At 31.6% G+C, this 19,451-nt stretch carries 14 protein-coding genes; 12 read left to right on the plus strand and 2 right to left on the minus strand.

Annotated elements, in window-relative coordinates; genetic code table 11:
- Nucleotides 1-36: 36 nt before the first annotated feature.
- Nucleotides 37-2,412 carry a preprotein translocase subunit SecA gene (locus KPL55_RS01725; protein ID WP_216304987.1) on the minus strand — a complete coding sequence of 792 codons (2,376 nt, stop codon included), beginning with the start codon at nucleotides 2,410-2,412 and terminating at the stop codon, nucleotides 37-39.
- A gap of 298 nt (nucleotides 2,413-2,710) precedes the next feature.
- On the opposite strand from KPL55_RS01725, the gene KPL55_RS01730 reads away from it, so the two are divergent.
- The 12 genes from KPL55_RS01730 to KPL55_RS01785 all read left to right on the plus strand — a co-directional run bounded on the left by KPL55_RS01730 (nucleotide 2,711) and on the right by KPL55_RS01785 (nucleotide 16,619).
- A complete protein-coding gene (locus KPL55_RS01730) occupies nucleotides 2,711-4,105 on the plus strand; it encodes an MATE family efflux transporter (protein ID WP_216304988.1) in 1,395 nt (464 codons plus the stop codon).
- A gap of 48 nt (nucleotides 4,106-4,153) precedes the next feature.
- The gene (locus KPL55_RS01735; RefSeq protein WP_216304989.1) at nucleotides 4,154-5,152 is read left to right on the plus strand and encodes a DUF4003 family protein; all 999 of its coding nucleotides are present in this window, start codon (nucleotides 4,154-4,156) and stop codon (nucleotides 5,150-5,152) included.
- A gap of 159 nt (nucleotides 5,153-5,311) precedes the next feature.
- Nucleotides 5,312-5,674 carry a GntR family transcriptional regulator gene (locus tag KPL55_RS01740; protein ID WP_216304990.1) on the plus strand — a complete coding sequence of 121 codons (363 nt, stop codon included), beginning with the start codon at nucleotides 5,312-5,314 and terminating at the stop codon, nucleotides 5,672-5,674.
- A 1-nt stretch (nucleotide 5,675) separates the two neighbouring features.
- Complete coding sequence (locus KPL55_RS01745; protein WP_216304991.1) at nucleotides 5,676-6,551, plus strand: ATP-binding cassette domain-containing protein; 876 nt, start codon at nucleotides 5,676-5,678, stop codon at nucleotides 6,549-6,551.
- The gene (locus tag KPL55_RS01750) at nucleotides 6,551-7,285 is read left to right on the plus strand and encodes a hypothetical protein (protein WP_216304992.1); all 735 of its coding nucleotides are present in this window, start codon (nucleotides 6,551-6,553) and stop codon (nucleotides 7,283-7,285) included. The genes KPL55_RS01745 and KPL55_RS01750 overlap by 1 nt, the downstream gene beginning before the upstream one ends.
- A 53-nt stretch (nucleotides 7,286-7,338) precedes the next feature.
- Entirely contained in the window at nucleotides 7,339-7,998 is a 660-nt protein-coding gene (locus KPL55_RS01755) for a cadmium resistance transporter (protein WP_216304993.1), read from the plus strand.
- Between the two features lie 266 nt (nucleotides 7,999-8,264).
- Complete coding sequence (locus KPL55_RS01760; protein ID WP_216304994.1) at nucleotides 8,265-9,710, plus strand: serine hydrolase domain-containing protein; 1,446 nt, start codon at nucleotides 8,265-8,267, stop codon at nucleotides 9,708-9,710.
- A 64-nt stretch (nucleotides 9,711-9,774) separates the two neighbouring features.
- Complete coding sequence (locus KPL55_RS01765) at nucleotides 9,775-11,538, plus strand: sensor histidine kinase (protein ID WP_216304995.1); 1,764 nt, start codon at nucleotides 9,775-9,777, stop codon at nucleotides 11,536-11,538.
- A 58-nt stretch (nucleotides 11,539-11,596) separates the two neighbouring features.
- Nucleotides 11,597-12,685, plus strand: coding sequence for a response regulator transcription factor (locus KPL55_RS01770; protein WP_216304996.1), 1,089 nt, complete (start codon nucleotides 11,597-11,599; stop codon nucleotides 12,683-12,685).
- Nucleotides 12,686-13,039: 354 nt separating this feature from the next.
- Nucleotides 13,040-13,930 (plus strand): ABC transporter permease, encoded by an 891-nt coding sequence (locus KPL55_RS01775; RefSeq protein ID WP_216304997.1) that lies wholly within the window; start codon nucleotides 13,040-13,042, stop codon nucleotides 13,928-13,930.
- A 15-nt stretch (nucleotides 13,931-13,945) separates the two neighbouring features.
- Entirely contained in the window at nucleotides 13,946-14,830 is an 885-nt protein-coding gene (locus KPL55_RS01780; protein WP_216304998.1) for a carbohydrate ABC transporter permease, read from the plus strand.
- A gap of 82 nt (nucleotides 14,831-14,912) precedes the next feature.
- Entirely contained in the window at nucleotides 14,913-16,619 is a 1,707-nt protein-coding gene (locus KPL55_RS01785) for a type 2 periplasmic-binding domain-containing protein (protein WP_216304999.1), read from the plus strand.
- 69 nt (nucleotides 16,620-16,688) lie between these two features.
- Here the strand turns inward: KPL55_RS01785 and KPL55_RS01790 are convergent, their stop codons facing one another.
- A complete protein-coding gene (locus KPL55_RS01790) occupies nucleotides 16,689-19,451 on the minus strand; it encodes a PAS domain-containing sensor histidine kinase (RefSeq protein WP_216305000.1) in 2,763 nt (920 codons plus the stop codon).

Raw genomic sequence — 19,451 nt, forward strand, 5'->3', positions numbered from 1 at the left:
ATTCATTACTATTTATAGTAAATGAATGTGGTATTTTTATGTGTGTTTTAAGATTTTTTTATAAATCGAAGTCACTAATCTAAATGGCCAAGCAATTAACGTTACAGCAGAAGAAACTAGACTGCCAATAAATAATGAAGAGAGTGGATCCATAAGTGAATTATCATTAATAAGATAGGTCCAAGTTGAAGAAGGTGGCTTTATTCGCTCTTTTAAGTTATAAAGTCCCGACTCTGATAAATCTAACATCTCAAAATCTTGTAAAATTCTCTTTTGTATTATTTCTTGAAGTGATTCAAATACAGTGGAAGTTTCCATTTGAAATACTTGAAGAGGATCTTTATGTTTTAGTATACTTAATTTTACTCCATCTTGAAGATACGCTACATGTGTTAGGTAATCAGCCCAAGCTTCATCAATATTGTATAAGGCTACTTGTTTTTCAAGTTGATTTATTGTTTTCTCACTAAAGAAGTTAATTAATTTTGTATATAGTTGTGGATTTTTTAGGTTTAATATATTAAAAGGTAAACGATCATAGACTAAGTCCAATCTTCTTTGATATACTTCAAGTCTTTGACTTTCTATAAAATATGAATATTGCCATAAAGCTCTACGTAAATCGGAATCTTGACCTTGAATTATTCTTTGTACATGTTCTATTTTACTTACTATTTTGGGCATGTTTAAAGGATCTTCCTGCATATTTGGTCTAGTGGCCATGGGTATTACTTCATCAATTCCATATCTTTTAATGAGATCATCCTCGAGGCTTATATAGAATCTTGACATGCCAACATCTCCTTGACGCCCAGTTCTTCCTTTAAGTTGTTTATCAATGCGTATACTCTCATGTCTATTAGTACCTATAACATATAGTCCGCCAAGTTCAACAATCTTATCTCTATTAGCTCCACCTGGTCCGCCAAGTTTTATATCAGCACCCCTACCAGCCATATTAGTAGAAACAGTTACTGAGTATAGAGCACCTGCTTGTTCAATAATATGTGCTTCTAGTTCATCATTTTTAGCATTTAAAATTTTATATGTAATACCTACATTATTTAACTCCTCGGCCAAATATTCTGATTCAGATACACTACAAGTTCCAATTAGGATGGGTTGACCTGTTTCGTGTACTCTTTTAATTTCTAGGCTCAAAGCCCTATATTTGGCTTTTTTGTGAGTGAATATTACATCAGGATAATCAATTCGTTTGTTAGGAATATGTGGTGGTATTACTAGCACTTCCATATTATAAAATTCATCAATTTCGCTTAATGAATCCATTGCTGTACCGGTCATTCCAGCAACTTTTTTATAAAGTAAAATAAAGTTCTGCAAAGTTATTTGATTCATTATGCGACCTTTAGACTTATGGCTCAGTCCTTCTTTAGCTTCAAGGGCTTCTTGAATACCATCTGGCCAACGTCTATTTTCAGCTACACGTCCAGTAAACTCGTCAACCATTTCAATATTACCTTCCCTAACAATGTAGTCAATATCCTTCGTAAGTAAAGCAATTACGTAAAGTATGTTATGTACTTCGCTAAGTAATTTAAAATTCTCTTTTGAATATAAATTACCACAACTAAGCATACTTTCTGCTTTAAGAAGTCCTTTAGGGGTCAAATATACATTTCTTTTAACTTCATCTTTGTCATAGTCAAGTACTGGTTCAAGTTTCCTTAGCGTATCCATTGTTAAAGAAAGTGAATTGCCTTCTGAGGCTACGGTGGTTGCAATAACTAATGGAATTCTAGCTTCATCAATTATTATGGAATCTGCTTCATCAACTATTGCGAAATTAAATGGGCGTTGCATGATTTCTTTCTCCTCGTAGCAAAGTGAATCCATTAGATAATCAAAACCCGCAACCTTTGCAGTTAAATATGTAATATCACTATCATAAGCCATTTGTTTTTCATGTTTTTTCATAGATTCCTGTACGAAACCAACAGTTAGTCCAAGCATTTCAAATACAGGTCCCATCCAAGCCGCATCCCTTGACGCTAAATAATCATTAAAAGTAAGTATATGACACCCGTCACCAGCAAGTGCATTTAAGAATGCTGGGAACACAGCGGATAATGTTTTCCCCTCACCCGTCTTCATCTCTATTAATTTGCCCTTATGCATAGCAATGCCAGCGATAAGTTGCTCGTCATAAGCAATGAGCCCTAGGACACTTTTAACTGCCTGTTTTGCAAGCGCAAATGCTTCTATTAGGATGTCATCCATAGATGAGCTATCTAAACGTCTAGTTCTAAGTTCGCGAGATATATTTAAAAATTCAGTATTATCTAATGAATCAAATTTAACAAGATTTATTTGGTCTACCATTTTTTTATAACTATTATATTCTGACTCATTCACTAAATTATGAAATTTATTTCTAATACTAATCGCCATAAGAATCACCATTCTTTCTATATGGAATAACTTGTTGTTTAATTATTCCATATTATATTTATTTTATAATAAGTTTAGTTAATCTAAATTATACCATTGTATATAACATAATAAAATGTCCAGAAATTTGAGGAAGATTCTAAATTTAAAAATGGAGCCATATTATAATTAATAAAAACGATTAGTATATTGACCATCGGTTGCTCAGCGACGTATAATTAATTTAGAAGAACTATTTAACATAAGAAGATGCTTTTTCAACAAGTTTGGATAAAGGTATGATTTGGGGGATTACTTAATGAGAATTGAATTAACAAAAGGAAATATTTTAAAGAAAATTATAATTTTAGCACTACCAATTATGGGTACATCACTTATACAATCAGCTTATAGCATGACAGATATGATATGGGTTGGTACATTAGGATCTAGATCGGTTACTGCAGTAGGTACGGCGGGATTCTTTACTTGGTTTGCATTTGCGTTTATCACAATTCCTCAAATAGGGGCAGCTGTTGGCGTAGCACAATCTGTAGGAAGAAAAGACATTAAAGAGACCAGAAGTTATATAAGGCATTCTATTCAAATGAATATAGTTTTCGCTGTTTTATATGGAATTACTTTAATAATTTTTAGAGAACAGCTTGTAGGTTTTTTTAATATTAAGGGTGCTGATATCGTTAATATGGCTACGAACTATCTTGCTATAGTCTCTATGGGAATGATATTTTTCTTTTTACCACCAGTACTTACAGCAATATTCAATGGTCATGGTGACAGTCGGACGCCTTTTAAAATAAACATACTGGGGCTTATAGTTAATATAATACTTGATCCTCTGCTAATATTAGGTATTGGACCATTTCCTAAAATGGGGGTTCCAGGAGCCGCCGTTGCAACAATATTTGCACAAACTGTTGTAACGATTATATTTATTTATGTAATAAAAAAGAAAACTGATTACTTTGACCAAATAAGTTTTTTACAAAAACCTGATTGGAATCATATGAATAAAATCGTTAAGTTTGGATTACCTGTTGCGGTGCAAAGTGGAGTATTTACTTTTATAGCAATGATAATAGCTAGGATACTTTCTAGATGGGGATCAACTCCAATAGCTGTGCAAAGTGTTGGGTCACAAATTGAATCAATTACATGGATGACAGCTGGAGGTTTCCAAACTGCATTAAGCGCCTTTGTCGGGCAAAATTTTGGAGCTAAAAAGTGGGACAGAATTTATAAAGGCTATTTTACAGCACTTGGCATAATAGCAGTATTTGGAACTATAACATCCTGCCTTTTAATATTTTTACCAGGGCCTATATTCTCTATATTTATTTCAGAAAAAGAAGTAATAAAGGATGGTATAATGTATTTGAGAATACTTGGAGTTTCCCAAATCTTCATGTGTATAGAAATGACAACCACAGGAGCATTTAATGGTCTTGGGAGAACGGTTCCTCCTTCAATAGTAGGTATTGTTCTAAATGCTATGAGAATTCCAGGAGCACTCTTATTTTCAGTTTTCCTTGGACTTAGTGGGGTATGGTGGAGCATCAGCATTAGTAGTATTCTTAAAGGGTTAATATTAACAACTTGGTTTATCATATTTCTCAGAAGACATCCTCAAATAAGAGGAAAGAATCTTTTAAGGAATCTCACAAATGTAGAAGAAGATGAGATTATTAATTAAATTTACACTCACTATAAATATAGATTAAGTAAAGAGGGGGTATTATTTATGCAAGATTTGGTAAAAGAAAAATTAGATAGATTGATAGAGATATTTCAAGAGGTATCTAGCGGTTACAAATGGGAGGGATCTTTAACTAATCACTTTACAGCATTAACTTATACATTAAATAACAGAGTTTTTAATAAAGAAAAAGTAGAAGATGTGAGAAAACATATGAAGAAAACTACTGGGATATTTTCTAATTATAGAGGTACTCCTAAGATACTTTTATCATCATTACTAACAGCTAAATATGATAATCCAAATCAGGAATTCGATAGAATGCTTAATTACGATAAGAGGATGAGAGATGCTGGATTTAAGAATAACATGTATTTACCGATAGCTAATTATGCTCTTTTAGCCAGCTGTAGTGAAGAATGGGTGGAAATAAGAATAAATAAAGCACTAGAGATATATAAAGAAATGAAAAAAAATCATCCTTGGTTAACGAGTGGAGATGATTATCCACTTTCTATACTGCTAGCTAATTCAGAGAGCTCTGTTAATAGCATTATTGAGAATATGGAGGAATGTTATAAATTATTAAACGAAAATGGATTTCATAAAAATAACGGTCTTCAATTTTTGTCACATATATTAGGGTTCCGTCAAGAAGAAAATAAAGTTAAAGTTGAAAGGTGTAAAGAAATATTCGACAAGTTAAAGGATAACAAATTAAAGGTGTATTCTAGTGGGTATGCCATAATTGGTTTTTTAGCTATACTTGGAGAAAAAGGGTTTGAGGCAATTGATCAAGTAATTGAGGTTGTAAGCATTCTTAAATCAACTAAAAAATATAAATGGTTAACAAAAGAAACTCATTTATACACTGCAGCTGCTTTGGTTAGTGATGTGTTTATTGAAAATATGAAAGGACGAAAAGATCTTATTCAAACAACTATTGGAATTTCTATTGAAGCATTAATTGCGGCTCAAACAGTAGCTATTATAGCGGCGGCTAGTAGCACTGCAGCTGCGGCAGGAGCATCTGCATCTTCGTAATAATAAAATAAATAATTATTTAAAGGGAAGCTATTTTTATACAGATAGCTTCCTTTAAATTTTTATACAAAAAACACCAATTTCACTATTGACAATAAGAGCATTTGGTTATATAGTTAGTTACATAAGTAATTAACCAATTAAGTAAAGGGTGATAATATGAAATTAGATTTTAACAATGATTTACCTCTATACATGCAGATTGCTAAAGATATTGAGAATAATGTTCTTAAGGGGATATTTGAGGAAGAAACTGCTATTCCGTCTACTACAGAGATATCAGTTAAGTATAAAATAAATCCAGCTACAGTAGCAAAAGGATATAACTTACTTGTTGATGAAGGAATAATTTATAAAAAAAGGGGCGTTGGTATGTTTGTTGTAACCGGAAGTAAAGCTAAGTTAACAAAGAAAAGAAAAGAGAATTTTTATAACAATTATATAGTTGTCTTAATAGAGGAAGCTAAGAAATTAGATATATCAAGTAAGGATATTATCAAAATGATAGATGGGGGGATTTAGTATGGGGACTATAAAGATTTCAGATGTTAGCAAAAAATATGGGGATTATTTTGCTTTAGATAATATCACATTAAATATAGAAGAAAATAAGATCTACGGGTTATTAGGAAGAAATGGAGCAGGAAAAACAACTCTTTTAAATATTATAAACAACAGGATTTTTTTAGATAAGGGGACTATTTTTATAGATGATAAGAGTTTGCATGATGATAAAAGTTGTTTAGGTAAAATATATTTTATGGAGGAGCAAGACTTATATCCGCAGTCTATGAAAGTAAAAGAGCTTTTTAATTGGACTAAGGAATTTTATTCAAACTTTAATATGAAATATGCATTGGAACTTTCTAAAAAGTTCGAATTAAATATAAATAAAAAAATAAAAGAACTCTCAACAGGTTATTCCTCAATATGCAAAATTATAAATACAATGGCATCAGGTGCTGAAATATTAATGTTCGACGAGCCAGTACTAGGACTAGATGCTAATCATAGAGAACTGTTTTATAAAGAGCTAATGGAAAATTATATAGAAAATCCTAAAACTATTATACTATCTACTCATATTATAGAGGAAGTTTCCCAATTAATAGAGCGGGTGATTATTATTAATGATGGAAAATTAATAAAGGACGAAAGTGTAGAAGATTTATTAGCTGGGTGCTACAACGTTTCTGGATTAAATAAAAATATAGATGATTATATACAAAATAAACACTGTATAAGTGTAGATGAAATGGCGAATTTTAAATCAGCGGTTATAATAGGCGAAATTGGAGACTTGGAAAAGAATGAGCAGAAAAAACTAGATCTAGAAGTTTCAAATGTAGAACTACAAAAACTATTTATATACTTGACTAACAATGGGGGGATAAAATAATGAGGAGTTATAAGCTTGCAAAATATAATATTAAAAGTAGCATTAAATCAATAATAATTTTTTACTCTATATTGATAAGTGTATTAATCGGTATGGAGTTGCTAAGCGTTTCTAACGGCAATGGTTATACATCTGGATTAGAATTAGCATCTACAATATTTTTATTTGTGTTCGGATTAAACTTTTTTAGAGAAAATTTTTATTTTAGCCAAGCAAACAACATTCCTAGGGCGGATTATTTTAAATCGGTAGTAATAGCTATTTTACCTATAGCACTTGTTATGTCAGTATTGGATGTAATAATAAATAGAGTGTATAATTTATTTTCAGTAAGTCCTACAATGTATGATATGGCATATAACTTATCTTTTAATTTAACGTTGTGGGTACAAAGTAATAGCATAAAAACTTTATTTGGAACGATTACCTTTTTATTTTCTTTTTATATTGCTGCGTTTGGTGTTGGATTATTAATAACAATGATATATTACAAGTGCAATAAAACAATGAAAATAATAGTATCTTTAAGCCCTATAGCTATTATTACTATCTATGGAAGAATCGCTTTTGTAAATCCTGGGTTTAAAAAAATGGTAGAAACGTTTGTTGATAATATATTTGGGATAAGCACAAAAAACTCTTATATGTGTGTACTAACATTTATATGTTTCTTTGTAATAACAATGAGTTTTGTTTATTTGATGGTTAGAAAAGCTGTAGTTAAAAGAGATTAACTGCATTTTACAAGTCCTTATTAATTTAAATATCTAAGTTGGAGGCAGAATTATTGATTAGTACAGTAATAATGGCTTTTGTATCATTTGTTAGTACAAATATTGATGATATAGTTATACTCATGCTGTTCTTCACGCAAACAAATAATATTATGAAGATACATCATGTTGTTATTGGACAGTATTTGGGTATAGGTGTTTTAACTATTGTAAGTATTATCGGAGCTTTAGGTGTATCAGTAGTACCAGATGAATATGTCGGGTTACTTGGATTAGTACCGATATATTTAGGAATAAAAGCATATGTAGATCATAAAAAAGATGACAATAAAAATGAAGAAAAAAAAGACACTCAAGTAAAAAATGATACTCAAGAAAACCGCAAAATTAATGTTATTAGGAGTTTTATTAATCCAAGTATATTTAAAGTATTCAGTTTAACTTTGGCTAACGGTGGAGATAATATTGGAATTTATATACCTCTTTTTGCAGGTAAAAGTTTAGTTGATATATTGGTAACAGTTATAATATTTATAATGCTAACAGCATTGTGGTGTTTTATTGGTTTAAGGCTTTCAAAGCACTCTTTTGTAAAGAAAAATATTGAAAAATACCAGCATATTTTTGTTCCAATAATATTTATATGTCTAGGAATTTCTATATTGATAAAAAATGGAACGATAAGCTTCCTTTGCCTTCACATCTTTTCCTAAAATTAAAAGTTCTAATTTGTTAATAGATTTGATTGCACCTAGTACTATGATGTCTCAGAGTAGAGAGTAATTTCTATTTTGAGACAATTTTTTTTGAATTTAGAAAACTATATTGAATTATGTAAGAAAATGTTATAATAATCATAGGCGTTATCTCACAATAGTAGGTAACTAAATTTTATTAAAGAGTATGAAGAAAAAATAATGGGAAAGTTAGTAAGATATTATAAGTTAGAGAAAACAGATTATAAAAAGGAGTGGATACTATGATTAATAAGCAACTTCCAAGAAGTACACCAGAGAAGCAAGGCATACCATCGAAAGTGATTTTAGATTTTATAGAAGAGATAGAGAAAGAAAAAATTGAGATGCATGGGTTTATGATGTTAAGGCATGGAAATGTAATCTCTGAGGGTTGGTGGTCTCCTTATACATCTAAACTTAAACATATGCTTTTCTCACTTAGCAAAAGTTTTACTTCAACAGCAGTTGGACTTGCAGTAAATGAAGGACTTATATCTATTGAGGATAAGGTGGTTGATTATTTTTCAGGGGATTTACCAGATAATATAGGAGAAAATCTTTCAGCTATGAAAATTAAACATTTGTTGTCAATGTCAACTGGGCATGATAAAGATACAACAGATCATGTAGTTTCACAAAAGGAAGGTAACTGGGTTAAGGGTTTTCTTGAGCTTAATGTAGAACATGAGCCGGGTACATATTTTGTTTATAACACTGCTGCCACATATATGCTCTCAGCAATTGTTCAGAAAGTAACTGGACAAACTATACTAAATTATCTAACACCACGAATTTTTGCGCCATTAGGAATTGAAGGAGCTACTTGGGAAACATGCCCTAAGGGAATAAACACGGGTGGATTTGGTCTTCGTATAAAGACAGAAGATATTGCCAAGTTTGGACAACTATATCTTCAAAAGGGGATATACGATGGAAAGGTTTTAGTCCCTAGTGAATGGATAGAGGAAGCAACTAAAAGTCATATTTCTAATGGAACAAGCAAAGATAGTGATTGGGAACAAGGGTATGGTTATCAATTTTGGAGATGCCGTCATAACGCATATAGGGGGGATGGAGCTTTTGGACAGTACTGCGTTATAATGCCTGATCAGGATGTTGTGGTAGCAATAAATAGTGGTATTGACGATATGCAGATTGTGCTTAATCTTATTTGGAAGCATTTACTACCTAGTATGGGACAAGAAGCACTTTTAGAAAATAATGTAGTCTATGGTAAGCTTACTGAAAAACTTCTTAACTTGAAGTTGCCAATGAGTAAAGAGTATAATAGTTTTATTAGCTCAGGCATCACAACTAGAGAAAGTGAAGTAAACGGTAAGTGCTACAAATTTATGGATAATGAACTTGGATTTAAGCAGATTTCAATTAGATTTGAGGAATCTAAATATGAAATTACTATAGTTAACTCTAGTGGTGAACACATAATTTCAGGTGGAATAGATAAAAGATTAGAAGATAAAACAGATTTAATGGGTGATGAGAGTAGAACTTCCTCCTATGGGTATTGGTGTGATAATAATGCTTTTGTTATTAAATTTCAGTTAATAGAAACTCCATTTGCTTACACAATAAAGCTTATGTTTGAAGGAAATAAAATTGAATTAACGGGAAATGTTAATGTGGCATTTGGGCCTAAGGAACTTCCAACTTTAAGGGGAGAATTATAAATTTTATTAAGATAAATACAATTGTTTTAATTAACATGACTTGATATTTATTAGGAGCGATAGTATGAAGTGTAAGCGTATAAATTTTTTAAGGGATTTTTTAAAATTTAAAACAATACAGCAAAGACTAATTTTTATTGTAGTTATTGAAACAACTGTGAGTTTATTGCTATTAGTATTAGTTTCTTATCAGACTATCCATTCAATTGAGAAAAATAAATTGAAGACTTCAATGGTTACAGATTTGCAACAGTTTACTGAAAAAATGACGCAAAATTATATGAATATGATTCAGGTTTCACAACAAATGTCACCAGTAGGAACGGTAGGATCATTATTAGATAGTTATTTTCAGGCTCATACGAAATATGATGTATATCGGATTGGACAAGAAATATCAGACAGCTTAGTTAACATCACATTTGCAAATAGCAATATTATTTGTAGGACATACTATAATCCACTAACTGGACAAAAGTATTTTAATGGGTTCTTTACTTATGCAGGAACTTCACCTGAAACTAATAGACTTTTACAAAGAAATGGAAGCATTGATTACCATCCACTACATCTTTCAAATACTATGGGGCTTGGAACATGGCAAGTTCTTTCTATCTCACGGAAAATCAACATTGCCAGTGGAATGGGACTTACTATTTATATAGAGTCTAGACTTGAGGGTAAAGAAATTATAGATGGTCTTTCTAAAGCTCAAAATATGCATTATGTTCTTTTGCAGCTTGACAATAATAAGAGGGTTGCGTATTCTAGTTCAGAAGATTTTACTGTAGGAAAATCTTTTCAGTTGGAGGACGAGAAAGAAGTGGGTAACAGCTACTTTGGTAAATCTGGTAAATACGTAGGGGTGAGGCTTACTGCAGATACAGGGTTTGTAAATGTATTGCTATTGCCTACTGTTGACTACAATCGTGAACTTTATACTTGGATTAGAAATGTGATAGGTATATTAGTTTTGGCCATAGTTCTGTTTGGATTTTCTTTTATTCTATTGTCTAGACTAATTTACACGCCACTCTCCGTATTTTCAAAAGAAATGAAGAAGCTTGGTAAGGGTGATTTAAATGCAGTAAAGGTAAACACTGGTGCAGTAGAATATGATGAATTATTTAATCAGTTTAATACTATGAAAAAACAGATACAAACACTTTTAATGGATGTAGAGAATGTAGCCCATGAAAAATATCAGCTTGAAGTAGAAAAAATTTATTATCAGATTAACCCTCATTTTTTAATGAATACACTTCACTCAATTCATTGGCTTGCAAAAATGCATCAACAGACTGAAATTGAGATTTTTACTACGGAACTCAATTACATTTTGGCTTACAGTCTGGGGAAAAGCGATAAGAATGCTACAGTTAGAACAGAGATTAAGATGCTTCAGTCGTATCTAAGATTACAAAAAATGCGATACGATTTTAAAGCAGAAGTAGAAGTAGAAGATGGTGATTATTTAGATACTCAAACAGCAAGGATGATTGTACAACCAATAGCAGAAAATGCAATTCGTCATGGTCTTGGAGAACCCGGATGTCTTTGGATTAAGGTGTGTCACTCACGTATTGAAAATGCTGTGATACTTACTATTGAAGACAATGGAAAAGGTCTTACCACAGAAGAACTTGCTAGGATCCAGAAGCCTTTTAAAAAAGGTCCTGGAGATGTTAGTAAGACTAATGGAATTGGACTTAGGTACGTTCGTTCTATGCTGGAATCCTTTTATGGTGACAAAGCAATAATTAACATTAAAAGTGAATTGAATATAGGAACAAAAGTAACTTTAATTTTACCAATAAATCGGGAGTAATCGATTATTATAATGTAGCTCAACTAAAGAAAATTTTCCAAAGGGGGTTAGATAGCTTATGTATAGCGTATTAATCGTAGATGATGATCGTATGGGGCGGCAGGGGATTATTTCTATGATGCCTTGGGAAAAGTATGGAATGATTGTTATGGGTGAGGCTCAAAACGGTGAAAAGGCACTTGAGTTTTTAGCACATACAATGGTGGATCTAGTGTTTGTGGATTTGGATATGCCGGTAATTGATGGAATTTCTTTAATGCAAAAATGTAAAGAGCTTTACCCTAACCTACTTTATGTAGTGATGACCTTTCACGAGGATTTTCATTATGTGCAATCTGCTCTAAGAATAGGGGCAATAGATTATATTTCTAAATTGCAGATGGAAAGTACAGACTGTGATGAATTGCTTAAACGAATAAGCCAAAGAGTTGAAGATAACATGCATAAAAAGAGTATGGGAGATAATGGGCATAGAGAAAGTGTTTCCAAATCAAATTCAAAAGAAATTAATATTGTGCATGCTTTTGAGGAAAAAGAATGGCAGTCTATTGTGAAAAGATGGAATGAGATGTTTTGGATTTATGATGATGTTATTTTTGAAGAACTTTGTACCAGTACAAGAGGACTAGATCTCTCCATTTGGAGAGTGGCGCAGGTCCTGCTTCAATTAACTAGCCGTGCAGAAGAAAGTATAAGCAAGGTTCATAAAGATATTCCGGAGTATAAAAATCTTGATGATTTTTTCAAATGGCTTACTTCTTTTAGAGATGCACTCCATAAAGCATCATCTAATGAAACTAATCTTGATAATATGCCACTTTCTATAATGAAAATAGTGGTTTTTATTGAGGAAAATTTGGGATCACAACTCCATGCTGAGGAAATTGCAAGTAAGATTAATCTTAGTCGTAGCTATTTTTCTATTAATTTTAAAAAATATACTGGAATGGCATTTAAGGAGTTTGTTCGAAGAGAGCGAATAAGGAAAGCTAAGACTTTGTTAGTTATGAAGGATGCACCACTTGCAGATATTGCACTAGATATAGGATATGAGGATGTAAGTTATTTTATACGAGTATTCTCAGAGCTAACAGGGATGACACCTGGAGAATACAGAAAACAGCATAGTAGAAAATATAATAAGTGATCTAAAAACTGTGAGAAGGAATGTGTTAACACATGGCTTTCTCACAGTTTTTTTTGTTTATCGCAGTTATTCTATTACCATGTTGGTGTAAACGTGTGCAATGTTCTGTAAATTGGAAACATTAATGCTACTTTCATACTATTTATAGATATTATATTTAATTGTATGACAAAAAATTGATTATTCGAGAACATCTATCTCTATAGGATGAATTATATTCTATGATATACTAACATTGTAAACGACATCAATGTGATATATCACAGTTTAAGGAATGAAATTTGTAACATTTGTAGTTAAAACTATTCTATTTTAATCTAAATACAATTATGAGAAAGAGGTGAATTGATTAAAATGTATAATAAAAAATTTCTAAAGCATTATTGGATAATGATGGCACCTGGTTATATTTGGTTGGTTTTATTTAGTATTGTACCAATGTTTGGAATTGTTTTGGCATTTCAAGATTTTAATCCGGTTTTAGGGATATTTAAGTCTACTTGGATAGGACTTGAAAATTTTACATACATGTTTAAAATGGATGATGTGAGACAGGTATTCACTAATACTGTTGTTATTGCTCTATTTAAATTAATTGGAAATCTTGTTATACCATTAATATTTGCTTTACTACTTAATGAATTGACCTTTAAAAAACTAGTAAGACCAATTCAGACTATAGTATATTTACCTTACTTCTTGTCTTGGGTTATTCTTGCAAGTATAGTTCTTAACATATTTAGTGCAAGTGGTCCTGTTAATGGAATCCTAGGAATGTTCGGTATTAAGCCAACATTATTCTTTGGGAGACCGGATTTGTTTAGGCAACTTGTGGTCGGTACAGATGTTTGGAAAGGTTTTGGATATAATGCCGTTATTTATCTTGCAGCTTTAACTGGAATTAACCCATCGCTTCATGAAGCAGCAGCAATTGACGGAGCTGGGCGTTTCAGTAGGCTTTTGCATGTTACGCTTCCAGGTATTAGAGTAACTATTGTACTTCTTGCAATTCTTTCACTTGGAAGTATACTTAACGCTGGGTTTGACCAGATATTCAATTTGTATAATCCGTTGGTTTATTCTACAGGAGATATTATTGATACTTGGGTATATCGTTCTGGTCTTGTAAATTTACAGTTTAGTCTTGCCACTGCAGTTGGTCTTTTAAAATCACTTGTAAGTTTTGTGCTTATTATTTTCAGTTATGTAATGGCAGATAAATACACAGGTTATAAAATTTTTTAATGGAGGTGGGTAGTTTTGATTGAAAATAATTCAATAGGTGCTAAAATATTTAATGTTGCCAATTTAGTAATGCTAATTTTGATCACACTCTTATGTCTAGTGCCTATTTGGTATATATTGATGATCTCTGTAAGTGAAAAGGCGGCAGTAAACGCTGGCACAGTTTCTTTTTGGCCGATAGGATTCAATTTGCTTTCTTATAGTAAAATAATAGCTGAACCTGCATTCTTCTTGGCATTTTGGACATCTATAAAAAGAGTTTTGATTGGTACAATAGTAGGAGTGGGAGCAACAATACTCACGGCTTATCCTTTGTCAAAGACGTCTAAACAACTACCTCATCGTAATGCTTATATGTGGGTACTTATATTCTGTATGCTTTTTAATGGAGGTACAATACCTTGGTATCTCACAATGCGTGGTTATGGGTTAATTGATTCTATTTGGGGATTGGTGCTTGCAGGTAGCCTTCCTGTGTTTAATGTTATCTTAGTTATTAATTTTTTTAGAAACATATCATCATCTATGGAAGAGGCGGCTTATGTGGATGGAGCTGGTCCATGGAGAACTTTCCTACAAATATATATTCCACTTTCCGGGCCAGTTATTGCAACTGTTACTTTATTTACAATCGTAGGACATTGGAATGAATTCTTCCAGGGGTTGGTACTAAGTAACAGACAGTCAAGTTATCCATTACAAACTTATATACAACAGTTAGTTGTTAGTTTAGATTTATCAACAATGAACACAGAACAGATAAAGCTTACAACACAACTTAATAATAAATCCTTGAATGCAGCTAAAATATTCATTGCGATGGTTCCTGTTCTGATGATTTATCCATTTCTGCAAAGGTATTTTATAACAGGTATTACTCTTGGAGCTGTAAAAGAGTAGCACAAAATATAAATTAATGAAATTTTAATTGCTTCTAGAAAGTAATTGGAATATATATGAATTTAAATTAGGGGGAAAACTTATGAAATCAAGAAAAATGTTATCTTTAATTATGGCGGTGACTATGATTATTACCATTTCAACAGGTTGTGGTACAAAAAAATCTGATGGCGCAGCAACTCCAGTAGCAGGTACTAAGACTACAGATAAAGCATCAATTGATCCTTTTGGAAAATATACTGAGCCGGTTACAATTCATCTTGTCCGAAGTCTTGATCCCAACGTAAAATTTGATGCAGGTCAATCTATTGAAAAAAATGGATATATTGATGAAATCAAGAAACAGTTCAACATCGATGTAAAATTCGATTGGGTTTGCGCACCAGGTGATTTTGACCAAAAACTCAGTCTGGCGATTGCAGCAAATAATATTCCGGATGCTGCGATAGTAGGAATGACGCCATTTAAATCTATGGTTAAATTTGGACAGGTTGCAGATTTGACAAGTACATTAAATAACTCTGGTAGTGATTTATTGAAGAACTTTTATAAGAGTGGCGGGGATACTATTAAAAAATTAGTGGAAGTAGACAGTAAAGTTATGGCTATCCCAGCAACTAATCCAAAAGCTAACGGACTTAATGAAATGTGGATTCGAAAGGATTGGTTAACTAAATTAGGCCTTGAAGTACCTAAGAACCTTGAAGAATTACAAAAAGTTGCGAAAGCTTTTGTAGATAAAGATCCTGATGGAAATGGAAAGAAAGATACAATTGGAATAGCTGGTCCAGCTAAGACCAATAACCTTACGGCTACAGATGGTAATCAATTTGGACTAGATCCTATTTTTAGTGCTAAACAGTCTTTTCCTGGTTATTGGTTAAAAGACAGTAGTTCCAAAGTTGTATATGGTTCTACACAACCTGAGACCAAAAAAGCTTTGCTAGAGATAGCTGATATGTACAAAAATGGATTAATTGACAAGGAAATGTTTATGCGTGACGATAGTTTGCAACCAGTTCTTGATAATAAATCAGGTATTTTCTTTGGACCTTGGTGGACTGGATATACTCTCGCTGATGCTTATAAAAAGACACCTGCTCCAGATTGGCAGGCATACGCATCTCCACGAGCTGAAGATGGGAATTATTATGCACACATGGCGGCTCCTGCTACTGCATTTTTAGTTGTAAATAAAGATTACAAATATCCTGAAGCAGCTGTAAAGATTGTTAATCTTCTTCTAAGGGACGAAAGTAAATGGGTAGAATCTGGTTTGAGTAAAGATTCCGGAACAGGGGGTTCATATCCGCTCTTCTCGGTATTTGACAATGTAGATGAACTAGAAGTATCTTATAATATTCTCGATAAGTATATGAAGGGTGAAACTGACATCAAGGATGTTGATTTTAGTACTCATAAACTTCTTAAAGGAGATATGGAAGCAATTAAGAAACTTAAGAAAGCACCGCTTACTGATTACTCTGTTAACAACTGGGATTTAAAAAGTGAGCTTGTAACAAATAATCTACCTAGACTTGTATCGATTATGGTAGGTGACAGACCACTTACTACTGAAAAGAATATTAAAGAAGTATATAGTTTATATTATGGACAAACAGATACTATGGCATCAAAATGGGCTAATCTACAAAAAATGGAGAAAGAAACTTTTTCTAAAATTATTATGGGAGTAGCTCCAATTAGTACCTTTGATGAGTTTGTAACCAAATGGAATGATCAAGGTGGCGATAAAATTTTGACTGAAATCGCAGATATATCAAAATAGTAATTTAAAATGAAATTAGATTATAGTGGCTGTAATTATTGCAAGAACAATAATTACAGCTTTTATTTACTAATAAATATCTGAAAGTTCTACTTGTATATTTTCATTTTTAATTGGGACTTTGTTAATATATAGATTACTTTCGTTAATTACTTTTTTTGAAGGAAGTTTAACTGTAAATTTACTTCCTTTTCCAAATTCACTTTCAACATATATACTACCACCATGTAATTCAACAATCGACTTAACTAAACTTAAGCCAATACCCGTACCTTCTGAATTTTTTGATAGTGATTTATCTACCTGTTTAAATCTATCAAATATCATTTCTAAGTCGTTATCTTTAATGCCAATACCAGTATCCTTGACGGATATTTCAACGAATTCATTTTTATCCTTAATATCCACAAATATTTCATCACCGACATTAGAAAATTTTATTGAATTTGATATGAGATTTAATACTATTCTATCTATAGCCTCTGGATCACAAGCAATAATTTTTTCTTCAATATCCGTATCAAAAATAATATTTAAACCTTTTATGTTAGTGAAATTAGTTACTGAAACCACTATATCTTCTACAATTACAACTATATTGTTATTTGATATATTTAAGTTATAGAAACCAGCTTCAATTTTAGATAAATCAACTATGTTATTAATAAGTTTAGATAGTCTATAGGAATTTTGCTTGATTGAATCTATATATTTAATAATTGAATTCTTATTATCATCCAGGGATCCGCTATTGCAATACAAAGCAAATAGCTGAGCGGTGGCAAATATAATATTTAGTGGCGTTTTGAGTTCGTGAGATATGTTAACTAGAAATTCTCCCTGTAATTTTAATGCCTTTTCCATGACCATATTGGACGCTACTTCAGAAGTGACATCTATTACTATAATTATTATTTCTTGAATTTCTCCATTTACTTCAAATATTGGTTCGAAAATAATGTTCCAATATATTTGATTTCCGTTTAATAAAATTGCCTTTTTATTCAAATATTTAGTTTTCTTCTCTTTTATAACTTCATTAATATGCTCTAGGCATTTACCTAATTCTAACGGGTTGTATGTTTTAAATAAATAATTCATTGTATTTTTAGCTAATTGGCTCATTGAAATAATATCTGGTTTTAATAACTTTATGATATTAAATGCCTTTTTATTAATATCCATAATTTTTAAATCTGGGCATGATATTCTAACAACAGGTAAATCAAAAGTATCCACCATTCTGTTTAAGAATTGATATTGATTTCTCATAGCCTCTTCACGTTTAACATAGGCCGTCATATCTTGGCTGCAAAGCACCCCTAGAGTGAATTTTCCTTCACTATCATAAATAGGTGTTCCACTAATATCTATATGTAATGTTTTATGAGGGAATTTTGCAACCATTCTCATATTTTTAAACTTTTCGCCTCTCATAACTCTATAAATGGGTGTGTTTTCTAAAGCAATCTCATCTCCATTAATATCATATAGCATAGCTTGGTTATAACTATCGCTTGTTTTATCTATGTATACATAATATCTATCATTTGTTTGGGCATTGTATTCATAGTATGGAAAAAACATTTTTCTTTCTGATTTGTTAAATGATATATATTTGCCTTTATTATCGAAAATAGAAATACCGTCAGATATATTTTCTATTATGGCTTCTAATTGATTTTTCTGTTCTTCAATTTTTCCAGATTGCTTTATTGTATCAGTAATATCGTGAAAACATGATATCACATTAGTTAAATCTCCAAACGAATTATAAATCGGAATGGAGCTAATCTCTAAAAAATACTCATTATTGGGATGTTTTATATGCACCTTAATATTTTTTACTTCTTCTCCCCTTAACGCCCTAATTCCAGGAAGATTTTCATACGGCATTTCATTACCTTTCATATCAAATAATTTAGATGTTTCAAATACTTTGCCTAAAGCAGTTATATTATCTGATTGATAAACTAACCTTTTAGCTTCTGTATTTGACATTATAAAGTTACCTATATTATCTGTAAGAATTACTCCCTCAGATAAATTTTCCAGTATACTGATAAGCTGTATGTTTTTTTGCTCTAACTGTTGCTTTTGCTCCTCAATAATCCTGTTATTTCGTTGTAAGGTCTGATTTTCAAAAAACCTTTCAGTAACCTCAGAAGCAGTCTCGAATATATATTTTATCTTTCCGTTCTCAAGTATAGTGGTTTGAGTAAAGTTCCAATAAGTCACTACTTCTTTAGAGTTATTAAATCTGATTTCTTTTATATAGCTACTTTTTTTTGTTTGAAGTATAGAATTCCAAACAAATTCGGATTCACTACCCACAAAGTCGCTTATAATATTGCTTATAAAGAGGCCGATACTATTTCCTTTAATATTAAAAGGCGAATCTATTAAATCAACATACTTTTGATTGGATTTAAGCAATATTAAATCAGGAGCACTGTAAACTGCAAATCCTGAGGTATCATCTTCAAATAATTGTTCAATAAAAACGAGCTTTTCATCAAGTCTGGAGTTTGGTTTCTCTGCGAGAGTATATACGTTCCCATTTGTTTCAGGTATATGTAAAAGTGTAATATCCACTTCGCGAGCACTAAATGACTTAGTGAATATATATCCTGAATAATTACTGCTAATATTGTCAAGATGTTTTTGAGAATTTATTTTTAGTATGTGTCCTATTTCTGTAAGTGATTTACCTAACAATTCATCTATTTCAAAGCCTGTAAAATCAATAAATTCTTTATTCACATCGGTTATAATGCCATCACACGAATAGAAATATGGTTCTATTATTTTATCACTAAAAGTATATTCCAA

The sequence above is a fragment of the Clostridium lacusfryxellense genome, from assembly GCF_018861735.1.
Classification (GTDB): Bacteria; Bacillota; Clostridia; order Clostridiales; family Clostridiaceae; genus Clostridium_AD; species Clostridium_AD lacusfryxellense.

Coding starts and splice junctions, on each gene's coding strand:
- KPL55_RS01740 (WP_216304990.1), top strand. CDS start 5,312: ATGAAATTAGATTTTAACAATGATTTACCTCTATACATGCAGATTGCT.
- KPL55_RS01785 (WP_216304999.1), top strand. CDS start 14,913: ATGAAATCAAGAAAAATGTTATCTTTAATTATGGCGGTGACTATGATT.
- KPL55_RS01745 (WP_216304991.1), top strand. CDS start 5,676: ATGGGGACTATAAAGATTTCAGATGTTAGCAAAAAATATGGGGATTAT.
- KPL55_RS01760 (WP_216304994.1), top strand. CDS start 8,265: ATGATTAATAAGCAACTTCCAAGAAGTACACCAGAGAAGCAAGGCATA.
- KPL55_RS01750 (WP_216304992.1), top strand. CDS start 6,551: ATGAGGAGTTATAAGCTTGCAAAATATAATATTAAAAGTAGCATTAAA.
- KPL55_RS01770 (WP_216304996.1), top strand. CDS start 11,597: ATGTATAGCGTATTAATCGTAGATGATGATCGTATGGGGCGGCAGGGG.
- KPL55_RS01735 (WP_216304989.1), top strand. CDS start 4,154: ATGCAAGATTTGGTAAAAGAAAAATTAGATAGATTGATAGAGATATTT.
- KPL55_RS01725 (WP_216304987.1), bottom strand. CDS start 2,412: ATGGCGATTAGTATTAGAAATAAATTTCATAATTTAGTGAATGAGTCA.
- KPL55_RS01730 (WP_216304988.1), top strand. CDS start 2,711: ATGAGAATTGAATTAACAAAAGGAAATATTTTAAAGAAAATTATAATT.
- KPL55_RS01765 (WP_216304995.1), top strand. CDS start 9,775: ATGAAGTGTAAGCGTATAAATTTTTTAAGGGATTTTTTAAAATTTAAA.
- KPL55_RS01775 (WP_216304997.1), top strand. CDS start 13,040: ATGTATAATAAAAAATTTCTAAAGCATTATTGGATAATGATGGCACCT.